This is a genomic window from Halolactibacillus alkaliphilus (assembly GCF_900115465.1).
In the GTDB taxonomy this organism is placed as follows: Bacteria; Bacillota; Bacilli; order Bacillales; family Amphibacillaceae; genus Halolactibacillus; species Halolactibacillus alkaliphilus.
In genome coordinates, this window is sequence record NZ_FOWN01000017.1 from 25,946 (window position 1) to 49,179 (window position 23,234).

Annotated in this window: 18 protein-coding genes; 7 read left to right on the top strand and 11 right to left on the bottom strand. The window is 39.2% G+C overall.

Annotated features, from left to right (window positions below; all coding sequences use genetic code 11):
• Positions 1 to 10: 10 nt before the first annotated feature.
• The 5 genes from uxuA to BM163_RS08240 form a co-directional block, all read right to left on the bottom strand.
• On the bottom strand, positions 11 to 1,060 hold the full coding sequence (gene uxuA / locus BM163_RS08220) for a mannonate dehydratase (RefSeq protein ID WP_089802041.1): 1,050 nt from the start codon (positions 1,058 to 1,060) through the stop codon (positions 11 to 13).
• A 37-nt stretch (positions 1,061 to 1,097) separates the two neighbouring features.
• Positions 1,098 to 2,498: a glucuronate isomerase gene (uxaC, locus tag BM163_RS08225; RefSeq protein ID WP_089802043.1), complete on the bottom strand. Its 1,401-nt coding sequence runs from the start codon at positions 2,496 to 2,498 to the stop codon at positions 1,098 to 1,100.
• Positions 2,499 to 2,522: 24 nt separating this feature from the next.
• Positions 2,523 to 3,167, bottom strand: coding sequence for a bifunctional 2-keto-4-hydroxyglutarate aldolase/2-keto-3-deoxy-6-phosphogluconate aldolase (locus BM163_RS08230; RefSeq protein ID WP_089802044.1), 645 nt, complete (start codon positions 3,165 to 3,167; stop codon positions 2,523 to 2,525).
• 202 nt (positions 3,168 to 3,369) lie between these two features.
• A complete protein-coding gene (locus BM163_RS08235; RefSeq protein WP_089802046.1) occupies positions 3,370 to 5,091 on the bottom strand; it encodes a glycoside hydrolase family 3 protein in 1,722 nt (573 codons plus the stop codon).
• A gap of 401 nt (positions 5,092 to 5,492) precedes the next feature.
• Positions 5,493 to 7,004, bottom strand: coding sequence for an MFS transporter (locus BM163_RS08240; protein ID WP_218029756.1), 1,512 nt, complete (start codon positions 7,002 to 7,004; stop codon positions 5,493 to 5,495).
• Positions 7,005 to 7,319: 315 nt separating this feature from the next.
• On the opposite strand from BM163_RS08240, the gene BM163_RS08245 reads away from it, so the two are divergent.
• The gene (locus BM163_RS08245; RefSeq protein WP_089802047.1) at positions 7,320 to 8,036 is read left to right on the top strand and encodes a GntR family transcriptional regulator; all 717 of its coding nucleotides are present in this window, start codon (positions 7,320 to 7,322) and stop codon (positions 8,034 to 8,036) included.
• A 72-nt stretch (positions 8,037 to 8,108) separates the two neighbouring features.
• Here the strand turns inward: BM163_RS08245 and BM163_RS08250 are convergent, their stop codons facing one another.
• Complete coding sequence (locus BM163_RS08250; protein WP_089802049.1) at positions 8,109 to 9,410, bottom strand: HD domain-containing protein; 1,302 nt, start codon at positions 9,408 to 9,410, stop codon at positions 8,109 to 8,111.
• Between the two features lie 231 nt (positions 9,411 to 9,641).
• Here BM163_RS08250 and BM163_RS08255 point away from each other — a divergent pair, with 231 nt between their 5' ends.
• Complete coding sequence (locus BM163_RS08255) at positions 9,642 to 10,469, top strand: lipoate--protein ligase family protein (RefSeq protein WP_089802051.1); 828 nt, start codon at positions 9,642 to 9,644, stop codon at positions 10,467 to 10,469.
• 68 nt (positions 10,470 to 10,537) lie between these two features.
• Here BM163_RS08255 and pta read toward each other — a convergent pair whose 3' ends face one another.
• Both pta and BM163_RS08265 read right to left on the bottom strand, forming a co-directional pair.
• Positions 10,538 to 11,509 (bottom strand): phosphate acetyltransferase, encoded by a 972-nt coding sequence (pta, locus tag BM163_RS08260; protein ID WP_089802053.1) that lies wholly within the window; start codon positions 11,507 to 11,509, stop codon positions 10,538 to 10,540.
• Positions 11,510 to 11,911: 402 nt separating this feature from the next.
• Entirely contained in the window at positions 11,912 to 12,274 is a 363-nt protein-coding gene (locus BM163_RS08265; protein ID WP_218029757.1) for a hypothetical protein, read from the bottom strand.
• 189 nt (positions 12,275 to 12,463) lie between these two features.
• Here BM163_RS08265 and BM163_RS08270 point away from each other — a divergent pair, with 189 nt between their 5' ends.
• On the top strand, positions 12,464 to 12,883 hold the full coding sequence (locus tag BM163_RS08270; RefSeq protein ID WP_089802055.1) for a cell wall hydrolase: 420 nt from the start codon (positions 12,464 to 12,466) through the stop codon (positions 12,881 to 12,883).
• A gap of 23 nt (positions 12,884 to 12,906) precedes the next feature.
• On the top strand, positions 12,907 to 13,380 hold the full coding sequence (gerQ, locus tag BM163_RS08275; protein WP_089802057.1) for a spore coat protein GerQ: 474 nt from the start codon (positions 12,907 to 12,909) through the stop codon (positions 13,378 to 13,380).
• A gap of 106 nt (positions 13,381 to 13,486) precedes the next feature.
• Here gerQ and BM163_RS08280 read toward each other — a convergent pair whose 3' ends face one another.
• Entirely contained in the window at positions 13,487 to 13,804 is a 318-nt protein-coding gene (locus BM163_RS08280; RefSeq protein ID WP_089802060.1) for a DUF5327 family protein, read from the bottom strand.
• A 95-nt stretch (positions 13,805 to 13,899) separates the two neighbouring features.
• The gene (locus BM163_RS08285; protein WP_089802062.1) at positions 13,900 to 14,904 is read right to left on the bottom strand and encodes an acyltransferase family protein; all 1,005 of its coding nucleotides are present in this window, start codon (positions 14,902 to 14,904) and stop codon (positions 13,900 to 13,902) included.
• A 329-nt stretch (positions 14,905 to 15,233) separates the two neighbouring features.
• Between BM163_RS08285 and BM163_RS08290 the strand changes: the two genes are divergently transcribed.
• From BM163_RS08290 to recQ, 3 genes are all read left to right on the top strand, one after another.
• Positions 15,234 to 18,266, top strand: coding sequence for an efflux RND transporter permease subunit (locus BM163_RS08290; protein ID WP_170243691.1), 3,033 nt, complete (start codon positions 15,234 to 15,236; stop codon positions 18,264 to 18,266).
• A 151-nt stretch (positions 18,267 to 18,417) separates the two neighbouring features.
• Complete coding sequence (locus BM163_RS08295; RefSeq protein WP_089802066.1) at positions 18,418 to 19,500, top strand: AI-2E family transporter; 1,083 nt, start codon at positions 18,418 to 18,420, stop codon at positions 19,498 to 19,500.
• Positions 19,501 to 19,685: 185 nt separating this feature from the next.
• A complete protein-coding gene (gene recQ, locus BM163_RS08300; protein ID WP_089802068.1) occupies positions 19,686 to 21,761 on the top strand; it encodes a DNA helicase RecQ in 2,076 nt (691 codons plus the stop codon).
• 66 nt (positions 21,762 to 21,827) lie between these two features.
• Here recQ and BM163_RS08305 read toward each other — a convergent pair whose 3' ends face one another.
• The gene (locus BM163_RS08305) at positions 21,828 to 23,231 is read right to left on the bottom strand and encodes a glycosyltransferase family 2 protein (RefSeq protein WP_089802070.1); all 1,404 of its coding nucleotides are present in this window, start codon (positions 23,229 to 23,231) and stop codon (positions 21,828 to 21,830) included.
• Between the last annotated feature and the right edge of the window lie 3 nt (positions 23,232 to 23,234).

The following is a 23,234-nucleotide window of genomic DNA, read 5'->3' on the forward strand; positions in this document are numbered from 1 at the left end:
TGTACACATATTAATACTTGCGACGCTTATTCTCAGCTTCCCATAGACCGTTCAGGTAAGTCGCACCTAGCGCGCGGTCATAAAGACCGTAACCCGGTTTACCTGTTTCGCCCCAAATCATCCGACCGTGATCTGGACGAATCGGCCCCGTGTAATCAAAGTCTTTCATAGCACGAATGACTTCGTACATATCGATTGAGCCTGTTTCAGATAAATGTGGTGATTCTTGGAATGAGCGCGTACCAGATAACTTCACGTTACGTGCGTGGACAAAGTTCACGCGGTTCTTTTTACCGAAGTAACGCAACATATCAGGGAAATCATTTTCAGGGACTGCACCTAGTGAACCACTGCACATCGTTAAGCCATTGTTTGGTGAGTCGTAAAGATTAATGAAGCGCTCGAGATTTTCTTTATTCGTTATAATACGTGGTAAACCAAAGATATCAAATGGTGGATCATCTGGGTGAATCGCCATCTTCACACCACTTGCTTCAGCCACGGGCATGATTTCTTTAATAAAGTAACCAATATTTTCCCATAATTTCTCATGATCAACCTGTTTATAGTGATCAAACAATGTTTGTAATTCTTCAATTTCATAGCTTGAATCCCAACCTGGTAACGATAACTCACCTGTTAAGGGATCCATCTTTTCAATCACATCTTCTTCGAAGATAAGCGCTGTTGAACCGTCTTCTAATTCATAATCAAGTGATGAGCGTGTCCAATCAAAGACAGGCATAAAGTTATAACAAACAACCGGAATACCTGCTTCACCTAAGTTCTTAATGGTTGTTTTATAATTTTCAATATACTTCTCACGTGTCGGTAACCCGATTTTAATGTCTTCATGTACCGGCACACTTTCAATCACAGATAATTCTAAGCCGTGCTTTTCAATCTCCGCTTTTAACGTTTGAATTTTATCAAGTGGCCAAACTTCCCCAACTGGAATGTCATAAATAGCTGTAACAATACCTTTCATTCCTGGAATTTGGCGAATCTTTTCTAAAGTAACTGGATCTTCTTTACCGTACCAACGAAATGTCATTTCCATATTTTTTACCCCTTTGTTTTATAAGTTATGTGTTGATCTATAAGTTAAAATACCGTTTCGCGTTGTAATAGCAAATGTTTTCTATCAACGGTTGTAAAAGTGTATCGTCATTTGGTACTTCTCCGTCTTCTACCCATTCACCAACAAGGTTACAGAGTATGCGGCGGAAGTACTCATGGCGACTATAGGATATAAAGCTACGTGAATCCGTCAACATCCCAACAAAGTGCATTAATAAGCCCGCTTCACTAAGTGACTTTAACTGACGCTCCATCCCATATTTCGTGTCGTTAAACCACCAACCAGAACCGAATTGAATTTTACCTTTAATACCGGCTTCAGTTTGGAAGTTTTGCATCGTCGTCCCAACGATATCGTTGTATGTTGCATTTAAGTTATAAAGAATGGTTTTTGGTAAATGCCCCATGACTTCACAGCTGTTGAGTAAGCCATTTAACTTCAAAGCTACGTTCGCCTGGTCATTGATTGAGTCAAAGCCACTATCTGGCCCGAGTTGTTCAAACATTTTTGTGTTGTTGTTGCGAATCGCACCGAAGTGAATCTGCATGACCCAACCGCGTTCAGTATAAGCTTTGGCGAGCGTGTTGATTACCGCGGTTTTAAATTGTTCTTCTTCATATAACGATACTGTTTCACCAGTCAGTGCTTTCTTAAATGTTCGCCTAACGTCATCACGTGTATACGTTGCGTAAGGAACCGTACCAAGACCGTGATCAGCTAGGCGACCACCTACTTGATGAAAATAGTCCACCCGTTCCAGTAACGCATCCATATAGGTGTCGTAATCATGTAGAGCTTTTCCTGTCACTTCACTAAGTGACTCAACAAACGTAAGGAATGTTGGGTGGTTTATTTCCACGCCCTTGTCTGGCCTAAAGGTTGGCAGCACCTTAACCTCAAATCCTTCTGTTTGTAGTTGTTTATGAAACCTAAGGTCATCTGTCGGATCGTCCGTTGTATTGATTAACACGACGTTTGATTGCTTAATAAGGTTCCTCGCGCTAAAGTCGGGTTGACTTAAATAGCGATTCGCTTCTTCCCAAATCTCTTCTGCTGTGTCTGGTCCTAACAACGTCTCAATACCAAAGTATTTCTTAAGTTCTAAATGTGTCCAGTGGTAGAGAGGATTTCCCAATGTTTGCGGCACCGTCTCTGCCCATTTTAAAAACTTTTCTTTATCTTCTGCTTCACCCGTGATGTAGTACTCATCTACACCGCTTGCCCGAAGGGCACGCCATTTGTAGTGGTCACCCGCAAGCCAAAGCTCCGTAATATTTTTAAATTGTTTATCTGTGGCTATCTCTTCTGGTGAAAGGTGACAGTGATAATCAATAATTGGCAACACTTCTGCAAACGAGTGGTATAAACGCTTGGCCGTTTCATTTTTTAACATAAAGTCATCATGAATAAATGCCATCGGTCTCATCCTTTCTACTTAGCCTTATTTTCTTACCTCATTTAATCGATCAACGAATTGACGCGCCACTAAAGCGACACTATCATAGTTGCCCGCTTGCACGTCTTTTGTTAGTGCACTTCCAATTCCAACAGCATAAGCGCCTTTTTCTACCCACTCATGTAAGTTATCAATTGAGACACCGCCCGATGGCATCATCTCTGCGTGTGGAATTGGTCCTTTCACATCTTTAATGAAGCCAGGTCCAAGTAAAGAACCTGGGAAAAGCTTTACAACATCCACACCTGATTCTAGCGCGCTCATTACTTCAGTGATTGAACCACAACCTGGTAAGTAAGGAATACTGTAGCGGTTACATACTGTTGCGATGTCTTTGTTGAAGTGTGGACTCACCACATATTTCGCTCCGTATAAAATCGCAATCCTTGCCGTTTCACCGTCTAGGACAGTACCTGCTCCGACAATCATATCCTCGATCCCTAGTGCACTAAGGGCTTCAATCGCACGCTCAGCACCTGGTGTTGAAAAGGTGATTTCAAGTGATTTAATACCACCTTCATATACCTTTTTGCCAATGTTAATCGCATCTTCTGCCGATGTTCCCCGCACGACAGCAACTAAATACGCCTCGTGCATCTCTTTTAACGTTTCATGTTTCGTTAAAGTCATTTGCCTAACCTCACTTTACTGGAATGTAGTTGATTGAGTTATGTTTCTTATCGATACTTGTATACTAGCATACATATAAACCGTTTTCAATAGATACGCCTGACATTTCCCTTTAAAAACTTACGTTATTTATTCAAATAATAAATATACCTTTAATCAAAGACGCTTTTTCGTTAACTGCCGCAAGCTTTATCCTATATTTTTAAAGCTTTGCTTGCCACTTATTCGCCCAGACATTATCATTTGGCACACCTTTAAACGTTGACTTTCCTTCCAACTTATCAATCAGTTGTTTAATGTTTTCTTCATTTTCGTGATACGCATTAATGAAGGTTTTCACCATCGTCGCATCGTGTAAGTGGGTCGTGAAGTTCAGCGAAGCAAACACGGTTGGGACTTCATATACATACCAAGGCACTTCATTAGACATCGCCGTCTTCCACTGAATACGGTAATTATTTTGCGCCCCGTATCCAATCACATTCGCAATAACAAGTGCCAAATCGACGTCCTCTCGGTACTTAAGCGTTTTTCCTTTTACGCGCGTTGAGCCATCATTAATTGTGACATCATACCCGCGCTTTTCAAGTTCTGCCTTTACTGTATCTCCTGCATTTACACCCGTTGATTGAATCCCACCTTTTTCACCTTCTAAAACGTAAAGGCGAATACGTTTATGTGTTTTGGGACTAATCGGTAAGTTCCCTTGTGTGTCTTTTACTAACGTAATCCCTTTATCCGCCGCATCCTCACGCATCTTAAGGTGTTCGTCTGAGCCAATAACCGCTAAAGCTTCTTTATCTCTTAACAACGTACCCGCTTGCCTTTTTTCATGTAAGTTTAATTTAGCTTTCAACCCTAAGATTCGGCGCAGGGCATCGGTCATACGCTCTTCTGTAATCACACCTTCGTGGTATCCTTTTAACATAAAGTTAAAATCTTCTTCTAAATCATTAAAGAACAAGAACATGTCACAACCTGCTTGAATCGCACGCGGTACATAGTCCTCACGACGCATTGCCGCTGTCATACCAAGCATATGTGACGCATCAGTAATGACCATTCCGTTAAAGTCCAACGTTTCTTTTAACAATCCTTGTGTCAATTCTTCTGAAAGTGTCGCAGGTAAAATATCTTCATCCTTTAAAGCTGGGTTAAGTGCTTTTTGATACGCCGGTAAAGCAATGTGACCCGCCATAATCATTTCCACACCTTCATTAATATGGTGACGATAAACCCGCCCAAATGAATCTTCCCATTCATCAACGGATAATTCATTCACACCAAGAACAAGGTGTTGATCACGTTCTTCTGTCCCGTCACCTGGCCAGTGTTTAATACATTGGATGATTTCGGACTGTGTTAAGCCTTTTAAGTAAGCATCAGTGTAGGTAATGACGTCAGCTGCATGTGTGCCATAAGCACGGGTATTAACAATTGTGTTACGCCAGTTCTCTAATATATCAACGCAAGGGTCAAAGTTAACGTTTACACCTAGTGCTGTCGCTTCGCGACCAGACACATAACCGGCATTATAAGCAACAGATGTATCTCGAGCAGCTTCTGCTTGGGCACCTGAGGCAATATAAGTGCCGTCTTGACAAGCCCCATTTCCTCCTGAGTCACAATTAGCAGCGACGAGTAACGGAATCTTTGATTTACTTTGTAAGTCATTAATCAGCGCCTGTACTTTACTACTTTCAGCACCCATGTAACGAGCACCACCAATATGGTACTTATTTAATATCTCTTCATTAGTAAGTGCATTGCCACTAAAAGCATCTTCACCAAAGAAAAATAGGTTAGTAAATAATTGACCGACTTTTTCCCTGTCTGTCATACCCTTAATTGTATCTTCTACCCACTGTATTTGACTTTCTGATAATTGATAAGGTTTTTTCGTTAAATCAACTAATTTCCCCATACTATACACTCCTCAACGTTTGTAATCATTACTTTAGTTATGTTGCCATTTTAGCTACTGGGCTATTTCCACTGTTCATCGCTTATGTTCGATCGTAGGCTTCACTATGTAACGATGTACATTTAAACTGGGTGGCGCCCTTATGTATGAACACTTTTAAAAACCGTTCCTTTCAACATTTACCTTGCCCTAAGTCCCTTTTCAATGCAATACCTCTATCACATCATTCACATAAGATAACGCTTTCGTTATAAGTTGTATACTAGCATACATTAAAACGTTTGACAACTCTTTTTTTATCAATTTCACTTGATTTCACGTTACCTTTCTCTTTCGCCCTGACAGTAAAAACAACAAAAAACCCCACAACCACAAAATGAGCGGTTGTAGGGTGTGTTACACTATTTACTTGCCAAATTTTCTTCACGACGCTTTTGAAGTTCGTCTTGGACTTCCTTCATTTTATCTTTAGAAAGCGGATAAAACTTCATCGCGACTAAAGAAATAATCCAAGCAATCATTAACGTACCAATAAATAAGAAGACACCTACCCAGAACAAGCTATCACTATAAGGTGTATCTACATCCGGGAACACTTCTCTAAAACCAATGACCGCAAGCAATACACCGATTAACGTTTGAGCTAATGATGAAATCATCTTATCAACGAATGAGAAAATCGTTCCCATAACCCCAGGTGCATAGCGCCCCGTTAAATATGTTTCATAATCTGTCACATCAGGAATCATCGGAATAACTAATCCACCTGAAAGCGTTCTTACACCCGTACCAAAAACGTAAGCTACTAAAAATGCAATAGTCATGAAGTTCCAGTTACCTAAACGAATCTGAGAAGGCTCACCTAACCAAAGCAGTAAAAACATCGTTGTAAACGCAAACATCGCTAGCCACGTTGAAACGATATAGCCTTTTTTCGTACCGAATTTAGCCGCAAATCCTGTCCCAAATAAAACGAGGATAATATTCGGAATCATCATAATCCCAGCTAATGTACCATAAAGAGAAAAATCACCAATAATAACACCAAAAATAACGACCATAACAATTGAGTTCGTTGCTACTTGTTGACCAAGTTTATCGGTTGATGCCGCAACAATAAGCATCTGTAAGGCACGGTTTCTTTTTAAAATCGCGATCATATCTTTAAACGTAATTTTTACCGTTTGACCCGTACCAAAATTCTCAGAGATATCACTGGACCAGATCCCAATAATCGCCAATAAGGTGAACACACCCGATATCGCTATAAAAGTAAGGGCAAACTCATGGAATAACGCTTCCGTATTGGCAGTAAATCCACCATATTTAGGAACTAAGTAGCTCGATAAATATATCGGTGCTGCCGCAAAGAGAATAGACGTTAACGTAATATCGAACGTTGAAAATAGTGGGCGTTGTGACGGATCAGTTGTAATAACTGATTGACCTGATTTAGTCACAGCTGTTTGGAATGTATAACCGATAATATATAACATATAAAGAAGAATGAAATAAACCAAACGTAAACTTTCTGGTGCGTGTTGATTGGTAAAGAAGATAAGCAACACAGCAACCGTCATCACCACATAACCCAATACCATAAACGGTCTAAACTTTCCATATTTACCATCGGTCTTATCAATCCATAGACCAATAATAGGATCTGTAATACCGTCAAAGATACGTGAACCAGTAATTAATGTCGATACGACTACCGTACCCAAACCAATAGGACCTGTCGCAAAATAAGCTACATTCATCATCAAAAACATAAATATGTTTGTTGCTGTATTATTTGCCGCAAAGAATCCCATCTGCCATATTTTCGCACGTCGATACTTACTTTCTTTTTCTGATAATTGATTTGCTTGTGCTTCCGCTACAATACGATGCTGATCATTATCCATTTTCATCTTTAAATCTCCTCTTTGTATGAATTATTTATTGAAAGCGTTACCTTATGTACTAGTATACTAGCATCCTTTTGTGGTTTTGACTAGTCTTTTTTTAAAAAAAGTAATTATTTTTTGATAAAACAAGACCTCTGTTCATTTTAAAGCAGCGTAGAGACAAGATAAACACTTAGTTTTTAAACAAGATAAAATAGATACGTTACAAGTAATCGCTTGATAATTAGACAGAAAAACAATAGAATACTAGTATTACGTATTTATCTATTTACTAACCAAAACTTGTATACTAGATAACAAAAGAGAGGATACTGCATAATGATGACCATTTTAGAACGTACATCCGGTGAGAACAATCGGGATTTTGCCTATCGCACCGTCAAACAAGCCATTATGACATTAGAATTAGAACCAGGACAACCAATCAGTGAAGTGGAGATCGCTGAACAACTAGGTATTTCACGCACACCGATTCGTGAAGTGATTGCTAAATTAAAGGAGGAGTACCTTGTCGAAGTCACACCTCAAGTAGGGACTTATGTTTCTAAAATTCAACCCCAACTGGTGGAAGAGGCGGTTTTCACACGGGCGACGCTTGAGCGTGAACTATTAAAATTAGCGTGTGAAGATTTTCCTGAAGATATTTTAACCGAGTTGAAAATTAGTCTGATGCGACAAGAACAGTTATTTAAACAACAAGGAACAGAACAACAATTTCACGAGCTCGACAAGGAGTTTCACTACCTTATCTTTAAAGGCGTTAAAAAAGAACATGTCTGGGGAGCTATTACACGACTAAGTACACACTATAACCGGATTCGCCTACTTTCAGAAATCGAATTCAGTTTTGAGAATGCCTTAAAACAACATAAGCGAATAGTAGAAATTATCGATACACAGGCATTAAGCTTAGTTAATCCGATGATTGATGAACACATCCTCGCCCCAACAAAACAGTGGAACAAACTGTATAAAGAGGACAGTGAATTTAGCCATTATTTTGATAACGCCTATAAGTCACCAGGATATCAGTAAGAACCTCTTATTATTTAAGAAAGAAAGCAAGAAAACAGGTAAGACGATGTACTTCATCGTCTTACCTGTTTTTTAGCGTTGATTTAATTTGAGTAATGTTACTATCGCATCTTTCTCTTTTGAAGGTGTTAGTTTTTCAATCTCATCTCGTGGATAAAACAACTTATGATCAGACCGTGTTTTACCTGAAATTGCATCAACAATCGTTGATAAACGAGAGAGCTCAACCAATTCATCTTCAGGCGTCAAAAGATAGATGGGGACGCGTTCATTTGATTCACCTGGCCGGTAAAAGTCATAAGGCAAATCAGACGTTGAGTCTTCAACTAAATAATATGTCGGGTCAAGGCCAACAGCCTCAAAAGCTTGATAGAGCGTCTGCCAATCTTTCGCCTCAAAATCGGTATGATGTGACACAAACTTAAATAGCTTACGATTCACAAAACGATCACATAAATCGTGTAAGATGTAATCGGTCTCCTCTTTCCATTGTTGGAAATAATACATCACAATCGTTTCATCTAAACGGATATAGTCCTCTAGCGATACGTCACCTTTAAAAAATGACAAGAAGTGATCAGGCGTTTGTCTAAACTGATACCCCGCTTGATACAGCTCTTTTACCCGGTGCAAAATACGGGATAATAATACTTCTGCCGAACGGCTTACTGGGTGAAAATACACTTGCCAATGCATTTGGTAACGACTCAAAATATAATCCTCCACCGCGTGCATCCCTGTTTGTTTGATAACAACCTGGTCTTTTTTTGGGCGCATCACTCTAAGCAAGCGCTCCAAATCAAATTGACCGTAGCTGACTCCAGTAAAATAAGCATCCCGCAGTAAATAATCCATCCGGTCCGCATCGATCTGACTTGAAATCAAACTAACGACCAGTTGATCTTCATGTGTTTTATTAATAACTGCAGCTACTTGTTCTGGAAATGTATCCGACACTTTCTTTAAAACATGATGCACTTCGGTGTCACCTAATATAATGGCTTGAGTAAATTGTTCGTGATCAAGATCAAACACCTTCTCAAATGAGTGCGAGAACGGTCCATGACCTAAATCATGAAGTAAACTTGCGGTTAAGGCAAGTAAACGTTGGTCCTCACTCCACTCTTTTCGACCGGTGAAATTCTCAGTAATTCGACGAACAAGTTCATAAACACCGAGTGAGTGATTAAAACGTGAGTGTTCTGCCCCGTGAAAAGTTAAGTAACTCGTGCCAAGTTGCTTAATGCGACGGAGGCGTTGAAATTCCTTCGTTCCAATTAAATCCCAAATCACCCGATACCTGACGTGGATATAACGGTGGACTGGATCTTTAAACACCTTCTCTTCTTGCAGCTGTTCGCAGCGATAACTCATATAAATCGCCCCCTTCTGGTAAAAATACGTCTAGTTTATTTCATGTTACGTGACTTCTTCTCTAATATATCGTATAAAAATAAGTATGTGTAAAACCATTTCCGAAAAATGATGGGATAATTTCCTTCAGTATAGCATATCTTGCACATTTCACGCGAAAACAAAGCGAACAATTCGCTTAAATCCTTGATTTTTCGTATAATAGTTAAGATTGAATATTGAGGTGATAAGATGAAACAATGGACAACGATTTTCCCTAATGATACCCTTCGCTTTATTGATGATACCCAGTCAGATATTCTGCCGTACCAATCATTCGCGATTGATGATAGCTTAATTGAAACCATTGAGCACTCAAAACCAACCGTGCGCTTGTGGCGACACCATCCGTACGTGATTTTAGGGATTGCTGATACGAAGTTACCCTATTTAACGGAGGCTTTAACCTATCTTGAACAAGCAGGATACAAAACGGTTGTTAGAAATTCCGGGGGCTTGGCCGTCGTGGCCGATGAAGGGGTTTTAAGTGTGTCACTTATTTTACCCGAAGCAAAGACGACATCGATTAATGAAGGCTACGAGAAGATGGTGGCATTTGTTCGAGAATTATTAAAGCCGTGGACAAAAGATATTAAAGCATTTGAAGTGGTTGGTTCCTATTGTCCGGGTGACTATGACTTAAGTATCAACGGACAAAAATTTGCTGGTATCTCTCAGCGCCGCGTAAAAAATGGGCTAAGTGTACAAATATATTTAGCACTGACACCCGATCACCAGTCACGGGCGAAGCTGATTCAAACTTTCTATCAGATTGGCAAAAAAAATGACGCTACCCGTTTTACGTATCCTGACGTTGAGCCTAGGACGATGGAGTCTCTCTCAACATTGATCGGCGAGACGATCGACGTCAGTCATATGGTGAAAAGAATGAAACATTTGCTCTCCATGCATTTTACACTGGAAGAAGATAACTTAACGGAAAAAGAACAAGCGATTTTAATTAAACGTGAACAACAGATGATTGATCGCAATAAAAAAGCACTGGGACCTTTTTTTTAGTCTCAGTGCTTTTTTCATATGCGCATTTCTTAAGAAATACTTGAGCCAAATGGACTCCATGCATTAATTTATAAAGCTTGAGCTGCAGTAATAATCGCAAGCTTGTACACATCATCTGCATTACAACCACGTGATAAGTCGTTTACCGGTGCATTTAATCCTTGTAAGATAGGGCCAACGGCATCGTAATTACCTAGACGTTGCGCAATCTTGTAGCCGATGTTACCTGCTTCTAAGCTTGGGAATACAAACACATTCGCATCACCTTGGATTTCTGAATCGGGGGCTTTTTTCTGAGCAACACTCGGGACAAAGGCTGCATCAAATTGAAACTCTCCGTCTAACACTAAGTGAGGTGCTAGTTCTTTGGCAATCGTCACAGCTTCAGCAACTTTTTCAGTTTCTTCAGACTTTGCTGATCCTTTAGTGGAGAAACTTAGCATCGCAACGCGTGGATCAATATCGAATAATGTCGCTGTCTCGGCAGAAGCTATCGCAATTTCCGCAAGATCTTGGCTATTCGGTGCAATATTGATCGCACAATCTGCAAATACATACTTTTCTTCTTCACGTACCATCACAAAGACACCTGAGGTTTTCTTAATACCTGGTTTAGTTTTAATGATTTGAAGCGCTGGACGAACCGTATCAGCTGTTGAGTGCGCAGCACCACTTACTAATCCATCGGCTTTACCCATATAGACAAGCATCGTACCGAAATAATTTTCATCTTTTAACATCTGACGCGCTTGCTCAACTGTCGCTTTGCCTTTACGTCGTTCTACAAAGCTTTCTACCATCGCATCAAAATCATAATAATCTTCCGGATTAACAACCTCTACATTGTTTAACGTTGAATTTAGTTCTGCTGCTTGCTGTTCTAATTCTTCTCGTTTACCTACTAGTACAGGTGTGATGATTCCTTCTGCTGCTAATTTACTTGCCGCTTCTAAAATACGATCATCGGAACCCTCTGGAAAGACGATTTTCTTAGCGCTTCCTGCAAGTTGATCTTGTAATGTATTAAATAAGTTGCTCATGTGTATTCCCTCCAACTAATGTTCTGTTATATATAATACGCTTTTTTTGTATCAATTTAAAGGGTTTCAGCTTATTTCTTAAAATTCTTTTAATTCACGTAAAAAAATGTTCACAATTCTAGTGATTTTCCCTTGGCTTCTTTAATGTCTTCTTAGCTATTTCATAATAATAGTTATACATAAGCACCTTACTTTAAACATTCATTAGAAGGTTACCACATCCGGGTTTGGTTATACATCCCGTTCCTATATGTATAAAGTTGGCCTAGCAAGCAGTGCGCTGCTTGGCTAAAGATTGACAAAATAAAACATTGCTACCTTCAGAGAAATTCGCTCTCTTTAAAGGTAGCAATGATTACTAAGCCATATATCATCTTGGCGGACTAACATATCAACAAATAATTAGATATGCTCATTATTTATTTGCTTTAAAAAAGTAATAATATCCTTTGTATAGCCATCATTAAATTCTTTCTCACTTAATATATAATAGTTATTTGCACTTATATTATTGACGTTGACGTACTCTTTTACATAAGGAGAAATTAACACCAACTTAGCATCATTTTGAATGAAGCTGTCTATATTAGCATATGTCTTATCAATGCTTACGCTATAATCCATACTGTTTTCTTTTAAAGCTTGATCTAAGTTAGCTTTAAATTTTTCTGATAAAGATTTTTTGAAAATATTAAACCCTTTATCCATACCAAAGGGATTAGGTCTTATACCAGCAATCACCTTAGAAATAATGACAACATCCACATTATCCCTCCTTTTTTACATAATCTACTCTTATTTTACGGTAGTTAATTAATCTAACGTGACATGAACTGCTACATAAAATGATCAAGATGTAAAAGAAATCTATTTTGATATGTATTAAAAAAGACATCATTTACACTTGCCTGCATATAAATAATTAATGACACACGACCAAAGTGAGGTGAACAAATGGCTGTCGTCAGTTTTACAGAAGAAGATGTCAATTTACTTGCGCGCTTAATGCGAGCAGAGGCTGAAGGCGATGGGAATTTAGGCATGTTAATGGTAGGTAATACAGGGATTAATCGGGTCATTAGCGACTGCTTAGACTTTAGACAATTACGTTCGATCCGAGATATGGTTTTTCAGTCCCCAGGAGGATTCGAAGCCACTCAAAAAGGCTACTTTTATCAACGAGCGCGAGAGCGTGACAAAGCACTCGCTAGACGTGTTATCAATGGCGAAAGGTTTCATCCAGCGGATCGTTCTTTATGGTTTTTTATGCCTGAGGGTGACTGCCCTGCCCAGTGGTACGGTCAATGGAATACCGGAAGGTATAAGTCGCATTGCTTTTTTGCGCCACTCGCAAGTGTTTGTCCACGTGTCTAACATAATTAAAGGAGTGTTTACGTATGTCTGAAGAAAATCGTCAACAAATGTCTCACCCATTTATGCCAGGGATGAAGCAGCCCATGCCATTCCAACAACCTCAGTGCTGGCCAGAGCAACCGATGCCAAGTAGCCAGTGGCCTGGCGGACAATGGCAACAACCATGGCAACAACCGACTCAACCACCATTACAACCGTGGCCTAGTTATCCTGGTTTCTTCCCCTGGCCACAACCTGACGGGCAATTGCGTCTTGAAGAGTCTTACATTGAGAATATCTTACGTTTAAACCGCGGAAAAGTTGCCACTGTGTATATGACATTTGATAACAACGATCGCTGGAACGCTAAAGTCTTTAAAGGGATTGTTGAAGCTGCTGGACGTGATCACATCATTTTAAGCGATACAGAAACAGATATGCGCTATTTATTGCTCACCATCTACCTTGATTACATTACATTTGATGAGGAAATTAATTACGAATACCCGATTCGTTAATCGCTAAATACCGACTAAAAACTTCTATGACAATCTAAGCAAATAAATCACGTATATAAAGACGCCAGTAGAATGGGCTCATCCATCCTATTGGCGCTTTCTTAGTTTAAAAATCTAACAAAGAACCACTGCCTTGTTCAAAACGGTCTTCTGTCGTCTCATCGACCTGAGTCTTAGCTTTTGTAGACGCTTGGTCCATGTTCCCCATCATCATTTTCAACTCACGCGCGTCAACATGTGGCGATATTTTTGTTGCACCAGGTGAAGCACTCGTTAAACCAGGCGTGCTTTTTCCCTCTAAGACTAACTCCGTCAAAGCTTGAATAGAATAAAGATAGCCTTCTTTTTTGTTTTCGCTTGTTTCTTGTAAAGCTAGCGTTGCTTGATGTTGTATTTTTTTTATGACGTCATCTGTGTTGATCATATGGTTCACCCTTACATTCAGTTTGTATTCATCTCTCTACGTTTATTTTAACATATGACTTAGCATTGAGACACTCGATATGTTTAAATCCTCCTTCAATCTATCCTCGCTCTCCACCGTTTAAATAGCTGATGAAGCTCTTCTTCTTTTACTCGCTTAAATTCTATGACAGGCTTAAATAGTGTCGTCACATACTTACTTGATAGGAACAAAACAATCACTCCACTCACTAAAAGGGCAATGACTAAGGTAAATAACCCGTCCACATGAAACCAGTCTTGCCGGCGAAACAATTGAATAAAGGCTCCATGCAGCAAATACACATAAAGCGTCTGCTCGCCTATCTTTGAATACGTGACTTCCCTTCTTGGCACAATGACAAAGAAAAGATAGGTTAACAAAACAGCACCTAGATAAGACAATAAGCGATAAACAAACCCCTCACCTAAATAACCTAGGTCCTGATACGATGAAGAACCAAACAGTAAACTTACTGGGTAATCTAACCTGACGTGCAACATAACAACCACCCCAATGCATACACTCGCTTTTTTCACTGACAGTTTATCCATAAAATGAAACAACCATGCCTTATCCATATGGTAGCCTAGTAAAAAAAACGGGAAAAATACACATGTCCTAGAAAGACTGTACACATGACCTATCTGATCAATATATCCTACACCAAGGCCAACACCAACGGCAAGGATCATCCCTATTTTTGCAGGTAGCTTCTTTACAAATATTAGCAGCATATGCCAGCTAAATAGGCTTAAAAGAAACCATAGCGACCAATTCGGTTCAAAGACCGATTTTATTGCGTCGCCACTGTACAGGTTGTACATATTATATAGCAATTGAAACACGATATAAGGAAAAATAATTTTTTTAATTAAGTTAATGATATACCGCTTATCCCATATACCTTTAGCAAAATAACCGCTCACAAAAATCATCGCCGGCATATGGAAAAGATAAATGGATTGATAAAGTGCCATCATCACTTTAGAATCTCCTGTTGAAGATTGTATCACATGGCCAAAGACGACGAGGAAAATCAATATCACCCGGGCATTATCAAAAAAATACTCTCGCTTCATTTTTATATCCTTCCTTTACTTATCTGGTTGCGTTTAATTTTATACGTCCACTCCTACTCTATAGCCGATTTCTTAAATTGCAAACAACAAAAGCCCCTTTGTTAACATGTTGTTTTCAGATTGTGATGTTTTTGTCTTACATTGTAACATTTGTCATACAGCCCTTCTTAATATAGGGTGTATATTCTTAAATCGGATTAAACAACCAAATGGCGAGGCAAATAACTTTCAAATTATGCTTTTTAGTTATACAATACTTATACAACACAAATCTTTGCACAGCGAACCTATGCGCTACAAAAATTCAAAGAAACGAAAGGATGAATCTTATGCAAACATTACTAAAATACCGTAAGATCCTTTGGATCTTCATTCTGTTGCTGTTGTCTGTTGGTATCTTCACCTACATACAATTGCCCAAACGCGATATTCCCGAAATCACTCAACCCCTTGCCTCCATCCAAGTCATCTATCCAGGTGCCGCACCTGAAACTATGGAGAAGGCTATTACGACACCTTTGGAGGAAGAATTACTTACGATTGATGGCATTAACGAGATTCAATCCGCTTCACTGAATGGCTTTGTTAATCTTACCCTTATTCTGGATGAGGGTGCGGATGATAACCAATTGTATCAAAACATCAATCAGAAAGTGAGCGCAGTGAGATCAAGCTTTCCAAGTGATGTACGTGCAGTGAACATTAACACCGATTTAATTCAATCGAATGTTGAAACCTTCCATATAGCCGCAGATCATTACGACACATTGCTGTTATCACGCGAGGACATTCACGCCTTTAGTGACGATCTTTTGGCCATATCTGGTGTGAAATCAATTGATATTCGTGGTCTCCCCGATGAATTACTTAGCATTGAACTTGAACCTGAACTTTTGGCCCGTTATCAGTTGCAACCGAACCAAGTGATTGAAACCATTTCACGTATCACTCAGCCCATTGCACTTGGAAGTGATCAAACAGATGATACGGTCCGGACATTGGCGCTTCAATCCTACGACACACTAGATGCCTTTAAGGCGACCATTATAACGAAAGTCAATGGAGAAAATGTGACGTTAGCTGATGTATCAACGATTGATATTATCACAGAAGCACCATCGAGCTTGATTCACGAAGACGGTCAAGCTGTCGTTTCCGTCACCGTCCAAGCCGATGACGGCATCAATATTTTAAACTTAGAAACACCCTTACAAGAAGCGCAAATACGTGCTCAATCCCGTTTTGGTGATGACATCACCCTTCGGTCTTATTTTAGCCAATCAACGATCATTGACGATGTCTATTCAAGTTTACTCACGTCCTTATTTATTTCTTTAATTGCCGTGCTTGTAATCATGGTGTTAGGTTTACCTGTTACTTCAGCTATTCTCGTTGCTTTAGCTATTCCGTTGTCGATTATTATTGGACTCATCCCCCTTCCTTATTTCGGGGTCGATTTAAATCAGATTTCAGTCATTGGTATTATTGTCGCCATCGGTATATTGGTTGATGATGCGATCGTTGTTAATGACAATATTGAACGGCGCTTTTTACTTGGTGACTCACCAAAAGAAGGGGTCATTAACGGCGTAAAAGAAGTACGTGTATCGATTGTCACTTCGACGTTACTTATTGTCTTTAGTTTTATCCCACTGACATTTTTATCAGGTAGCAATGGTGACTTTATCCGTGGTTTACCACTGGCCTTAGTCTTTACCGTACTAGCTTCAACACTGTTAGCCCTTAGTTTTATGCCCGCCTTCCGTTATCAAGAACAGAAGCTGCGGACAAAAAACAAGAAAAAACGGGCTGGTTTATTAAATCCCGTTTTCGAAAAGTTAAGCAACCTATATGCCGATAAGGTCGTGCCGTTTAGTTTAAAACGTCCAGTCATAACGATTATTTCCGGACTTGCTGTTATGACAGGCTTCTTAAGCCTTATACTACTCGTACCCGTTGAATTTTTCCCAGCGGCTGAACGCGAAGAGGTGACAATCACCGCCACACTACCAGCAGGAACACCGATTGAAGACACACATCAAACATTGATTGCGATCGAAGATTTCTTTAGGGACTCAAGCGATGCTGTTAAAGAAACTGCAAGTTATGCTGGTGAAGGTTTACCCGGGATATTTGGTGCTTCCATTCCAAACAGTGGCTCAAATACAGGCCATATCGTTGTTCGAATTGACCAAGATAAAACAAAAGTACTTGACTTTATCAGTAACTATGAAGATGACGTAAGAGAAGCTTTTCCTAACGTTAAGCTACAATTAGACACGATTGTTTCTGGTCCTCCCGCTTCGGCTGATATCAGTTTAACGCTTAGAGGCGACGATTTATCCGAGTTACTTTCCACTTCTACTATATTAAACGAGAAGTTAGCAGAAAATAGTGCGGTGCGCTTTGTCTCATCAAACACACAGACCAAACCTTTCACAGAGATTTCTATTGATGAGGAACAGATGCTCGCGTATGGCTTTACATCAAATCAAGTCACCGGCTTAATGCAACTGGCATCTGTTGGTGCACCACTTGGAACATTTGACGATGGGGTAACTCGATTACCGATTAATTTGACATACAATGACGGTGACGCTCAGCGTCTTGCCCTAGAAAATATTGAGTTAGCCAGTTTTTCAGAGGCGAGCCCAATGCCAACAATCGTATCGCTTGATACGTTTGTGACAAAAGCAGAGCGTGAACAAGTTAGTGCCATCAACCGTTTAAACGGCCAGCGCTTTGTCTCATTTGATGTTTATACAACAGGAGACGGTGATATTACCCCTATGATTGACCAGGTAAGAAAGGATTTACCTGACGGATTTACACTGACGGAGTCAGGAGAGCAAGATACGCAAACGGAGTTCTTCTTAGAAGTAGGGAAGCTATTTCTTGTCGTGCTATTTTTAATCTACACGACACTCGCTATTCAGTTTAATTCCCTTTCAACACCACTATTGATCAGTTTTACAATTGTGCTGGCGTTAAGCGGGGCAGTTGTTGGTCTTTTCATTTCAGGGGAACCACTAAGCTTCCTCGGCGTCCTTGGAATTGTGGCCTTAAGTGGTGTCATTGTTCGTAATGCGATTTTATTAATTGAGTTTATCGAACAAAATCGCGAGAATTATCCATCGCTAAAAGAAGCCTTTATGGAAGCGGGACGTTTACGGTTAAAACCAATATTACTAACAACGTTAACGTCTATGGCGGCGCTTATTCCGGTAATCATTACAGGTGATGTGTTATTTAAACCTCTTGCCGTTGCGATTGTCTATGGTATTTTCTTTGCGACACTTTTAACACTGACATTGATTCCACCACTGTATTTAGCATTACTTAAATTAAGAAAAGAAGCTTAGCCAATATAACAAAATCTCTACATCCATCAAAAGAGCACGCTGCTTATGCGTGTTCTTTTATTCATTTTTCATACGGTATTTTACCGAAAAAAAGAAAAAATATGGTATGATAAATGAGCATACATATTGTATTTATTATGGAGGGAACTTTATGACACATCAAAAACCATTTCGGATATTGATTTACTTAATATTAACTTTTACACTCATTTACCTCGTTCACTTAACAAATTTCATTTTTATCCCTATCGGTCTTTTACTCGCAGCCATTGCGGTACCGATCGTTGGAGCAGGCCTGCTTTTTTATATTTCAAGTCCACTCGTCAATTTATTAGAACGCTATAAAGTGAAGCGCGTATATGGTGCCTTAATTATCTTTCTATTAATTGGACTTTTTGGCTACTTGATCAGTCTGTTCCTTGTACCACCATTACAAGAACAAACCGCCAAGCTCATTGAAAATGTGCCTGCTATTGCCGTGTGGGTCGAAGAGGTATGGGAGTTATGGCAAAATCGTCAAGAATACTTACCCGCTGCCTTTGAGGACTCAATTCAAAATGTGATTGATAATTTAGATACTTACGCAAATCAAGTGTTTGGTAGTTTATTTTCAATGATTAGTTCTCTTTTTAGCTTTTTATTCTCATTTATTATGATTCCATTCTTCTTATTTTTTATGTTGAAGGATGGAAAGAAATTGATACCATTTATCACCCAGTTTTTTAGCGAGAAAAAAGCAAAAAGTATTGAGACATTACTGCACAACATCAATAAAACATTAAGTTCATTTATTCAAGGTCAAGTCATTGTCAGTTTATGTGTTGGTGTCTTGCTTTTAATTGGGTATTATTTTGTCGGTTTAAATTATGCTTTGGTCCTCGCTTTGTTTGGGCTCTTTATGAACCTCATTCCTTTTATCGGACCATGGATTTCTGCTGTGCCAGCTGTTATTATCGGCTTTTTCCAAGATCCGATGATTGGTGTCTGGACTGCTGTTATTATGATTGTTGCCCAACAAATTGAGAGTAACTTCATTTCACCTAATGTGATGGGGAAAGCACTCAATTTACACCCATTAACTGTAATTACAGTTATTTTAGCAGCCGGAGCGATGTTTGGTTTTATCGGTTTACTTTTTGCGGTACCGAGCTATGCTGTCGCAAAAACGATTATTTCCCACATATATCATGTATACACAAATTCTCGTCCGGTAGGCAAGAAGAATATCATTTAACACTTATTAAACAACACTGATTTTAGTGTTGTTTTTTTATTGTTTTATTTTCTCGCCCAAATTACTCCCTCGGCTACAATGCTTCCTTTTATATTAACGGACAAGCTGAGATGGAATCTTCCACCGTCGTTAGAGAAATTATGTTAGTATAGGCTACGAGAACTTTTTAAAAGGAACGGTGAACGATGGCAACTTTTGAAGAAAGCTTAGATATATTAAAACGCTATTTCGGTTATGATCAATTCAGACCTGGACAAGCAGAACTCATCAGACGTAGTTTAAACAAAGAGAACAGTTTAGGTATTATGCCTACAGGTGGTGGGAAATCACTTTGTTATCAAATTCCCGGTATGCTAGAACAAGGGACAGCTCTTATTATTTCCCCGCTCATTTCATTAATGAAAGACCAAGTTGACAGTCTTTTAACTATTGGCATTAAAGCGACTTACATCAATAGTACGCTAACAAAAGAAGATTACATTGAGCGCATGCAACAGATGCAAAGAGGCGCTTATGACTTTGTCTATATTGCTCCGGAACGCTTTGACCATCATGGCTTTTTTGACGCGGTTTCGCGCATCAATATCAGCTTTATTGCTTTTGATGAAGCTCATTGTATTTCACAATGGGGGCATGACTTTAGACCAAGTTACCGGTCCATTGTTGAACGGATTAAACAACTACCTTTAGTACCATTTATAATGGCACTTACCGCGACAGCCACACCAGAGGTGATTAAAGATATTCAATCACTATTAGCTATTAGTGATGAGAACACCATTAATACAGGGTTTAAACGTGATAATCTGCACTTTCATATACTAAAAGGACAAGACAAACAAACCTTTATTAAAGATTATGTGAGTCATCACGCAACGGATTCTGGCATTATTTATTGCCCTACTCGGAAAAATGTTGAACTTGTACACGGCATGTTATTAAAAAAAGGAGTGAAAGTCGCTTATTATCATGCGGGATTACCAGAAGATAAGCGGGTAAAAGAACAAAATAAATTTATTACTGATGAGGCGATGGTCATGGTAGCAACCAATGCCTTCGGTATGGGGATTGATAAATCCAACGTCCGCTTTGTCATCCACCATTCGATGCCAATGAATATTGAATCATATTACCAAGAAGCTGGTCGAGCTGGTCGCGACGGCGAACCGAGTGATTGTGTGTTGCTTTTTTCTCCACAAGACATTCAGTTACAGAAATTCTTAATTGAACAATCGCAGCTTGATGATGAAAAAAAACAACAAGAATACAAAAAGTTACAAAGTATGACGAGCTATTGTTACACAGATCAATGTCTTATACGTTATATGTTACAGTATTTTAAAGATACACGCGCCCATAATGATTGCGAGATGTGTACAAATTGCACGGCTGGCACTGAAAAAGTCGATCGGACTGTTGATGCCCAAAAAGTCTTATCATGTGTCATGCGGATGAATCAACGCTTCGGTGCAACACTCACAGCCAAAGTGCTTAAAGGTTCAAAAGATCAAAAAATAAAACAATTTAACTTTGATCAGTTATCAACCTATGGCTTAATGAAACACTTAACAGAAAAACAAATTACGCAATTTATTCACCTTCTCGTGGCAGAAGGCTACCTTGAAACAGGTGACCAGCGCTTTCCGGTGCTATCCCTTACCCAAAAAGCTGTGGATGTTTTAAAAAATAAAGAAAGTGTCTGGTTGAGACAACAAACGATAAAAGAAGCTGAAGTCACAGACTACAACACTGCACTCTTTGACACGTTACGTCAGTTAAGAAAAGCGATCAGTGAAGAGGAACATGTGCCACCGTATGTTATCTTTTCTGATGCGACATTACGTGACATGGCACGACATACACCAGAAACAAAACAGGCCATGTTAACGATTAAAGGTGTTGGTGAAAGGAAATTTGATCAGTACGGAAGTTTATTCCTTGCGGCTATTATGAATCAGACAACAGACTTAAAAAGTCATGAGCTGACGCTTCACTATTATAAACAAGCCATCGCACCAGAAAAAATTGCGCGCATCCGGAATATCAACCTTGAAACCGTCTATGATCATTTGATAACAGCTTATGAAGACGGTGAAGCTATTGAGTTCAAGTCACTTCTAGATGAAGAGATTGAGGCACATATCTTGGAAGCTTATGAAGAAGTCGGTGAACCACGCCTAAAGGCAATTAAAGACATGGTGTTTGATGAGATAGACTATTGGATGATTAAGCTTACTCTCGCAAAAAATAATTGTGTCTAATAATTCCTTATATAAAACACCCCTAAATTTAGATTTTCATTCTAACTTTAGGGGTATCGTTTATTTTTAAACCTTTGTTTGTTTTACTCGCGTAATTGATCCCCAACTCTTTCCTTTCTTTTTATATCCAATAAAAGCCGTTACCCTAACGAAAGATAAGATGTAACGATAGAAAGCATTTTCAAATGTGACCATCACAAATGCTTTTGCGATATCAAGCACATGTAATTTTAAGCCTTGTGTGAAAACACGTTGAAAAAAGGCAGTCAGTGATAAGATAATGCCAAACCCCGTATAAATGAAAAACAATTCAATCATATAAGGCACATTAAGTAAACCAAAAAAATAGGCAAGTATGATCGTAGTGATGCCAAATACCTCTATAAATGGTGCCAACAATTCAAAAAACCAGTAATAAATATAGGAGATAAACCCTACCGGTTTCTTTAAAAATCGGGTAAACATCTCTGGATACGACACAAGGGATTGAAAGAGCCCGAGATACCACCTACGTCTTTGCTTCATCACATCTTTAACAGAACCAGGCGCCTGACTCCAACAAATGGCTTCTGGATGATACTTCACTTTATAAGGGCGATTATTATTTAACATAAACGTATGCAGGCGCATCACAAGTTCCATATCTTCACCAATCGTATTCGTACGGTAGCCACCTGCAGATAACACAACGTCTTTCTTAAACAAACCGAAGGCCCCGGAAATAATCAAATTACCACTGAATTGATCAAGTAAAATCCGCGAGGCTAAAAATGACCGGTCATATTCAACAACTTGCATGCCGATAATAGGATTCCACGGCATTTTATAATCTAACACATGCCCATCAATCATTTTTACACACTGCGCAATCCTTACCATCCCTCCAACAGCAACAACAGACTCATCAGCCAAAACGGGTTGAATAATCTTTTCAAGCGCATTTGTTTGTAAGAGTGAATCCGCATCAAGTGTAACAAAATATGGGTAACGACTGGCATTGATTCCTGCATTTAACGCATCACCTTTACCGCCATTCTCCTTACGGATCAACATGATTTTCGTATCCTTATGCATCGCTTCATAAACAGATAAAACCGGTTTTGTCTTTAATCGCTGCTGGATTGGTCGGTTTGTTTGATAGAATCGTAACGCTCGAAGCAGCTCATCTATTGTCTCATCGGTCGAGCCGTCATCAACAATTATAATCTCATACAGCTTATAGTCTAAATTAAGCAAACTCTCCACACTATCAACAATTGTTACCTCTTCATTATAAGCTGGCATAATGACCGATACCGGTAAATAATAATCATGTTTCAACTCATTATTCAGTCGCATCATTCGGTCCTTATCATACAAACGTACAGCACCAAACATAACAGAGAGAAAGAGATATGTCGTATACAACATCATATACACAATGAAAAAAATCGCAATACCATTTATAAACTCTTGAACGACGAGATTCATCGA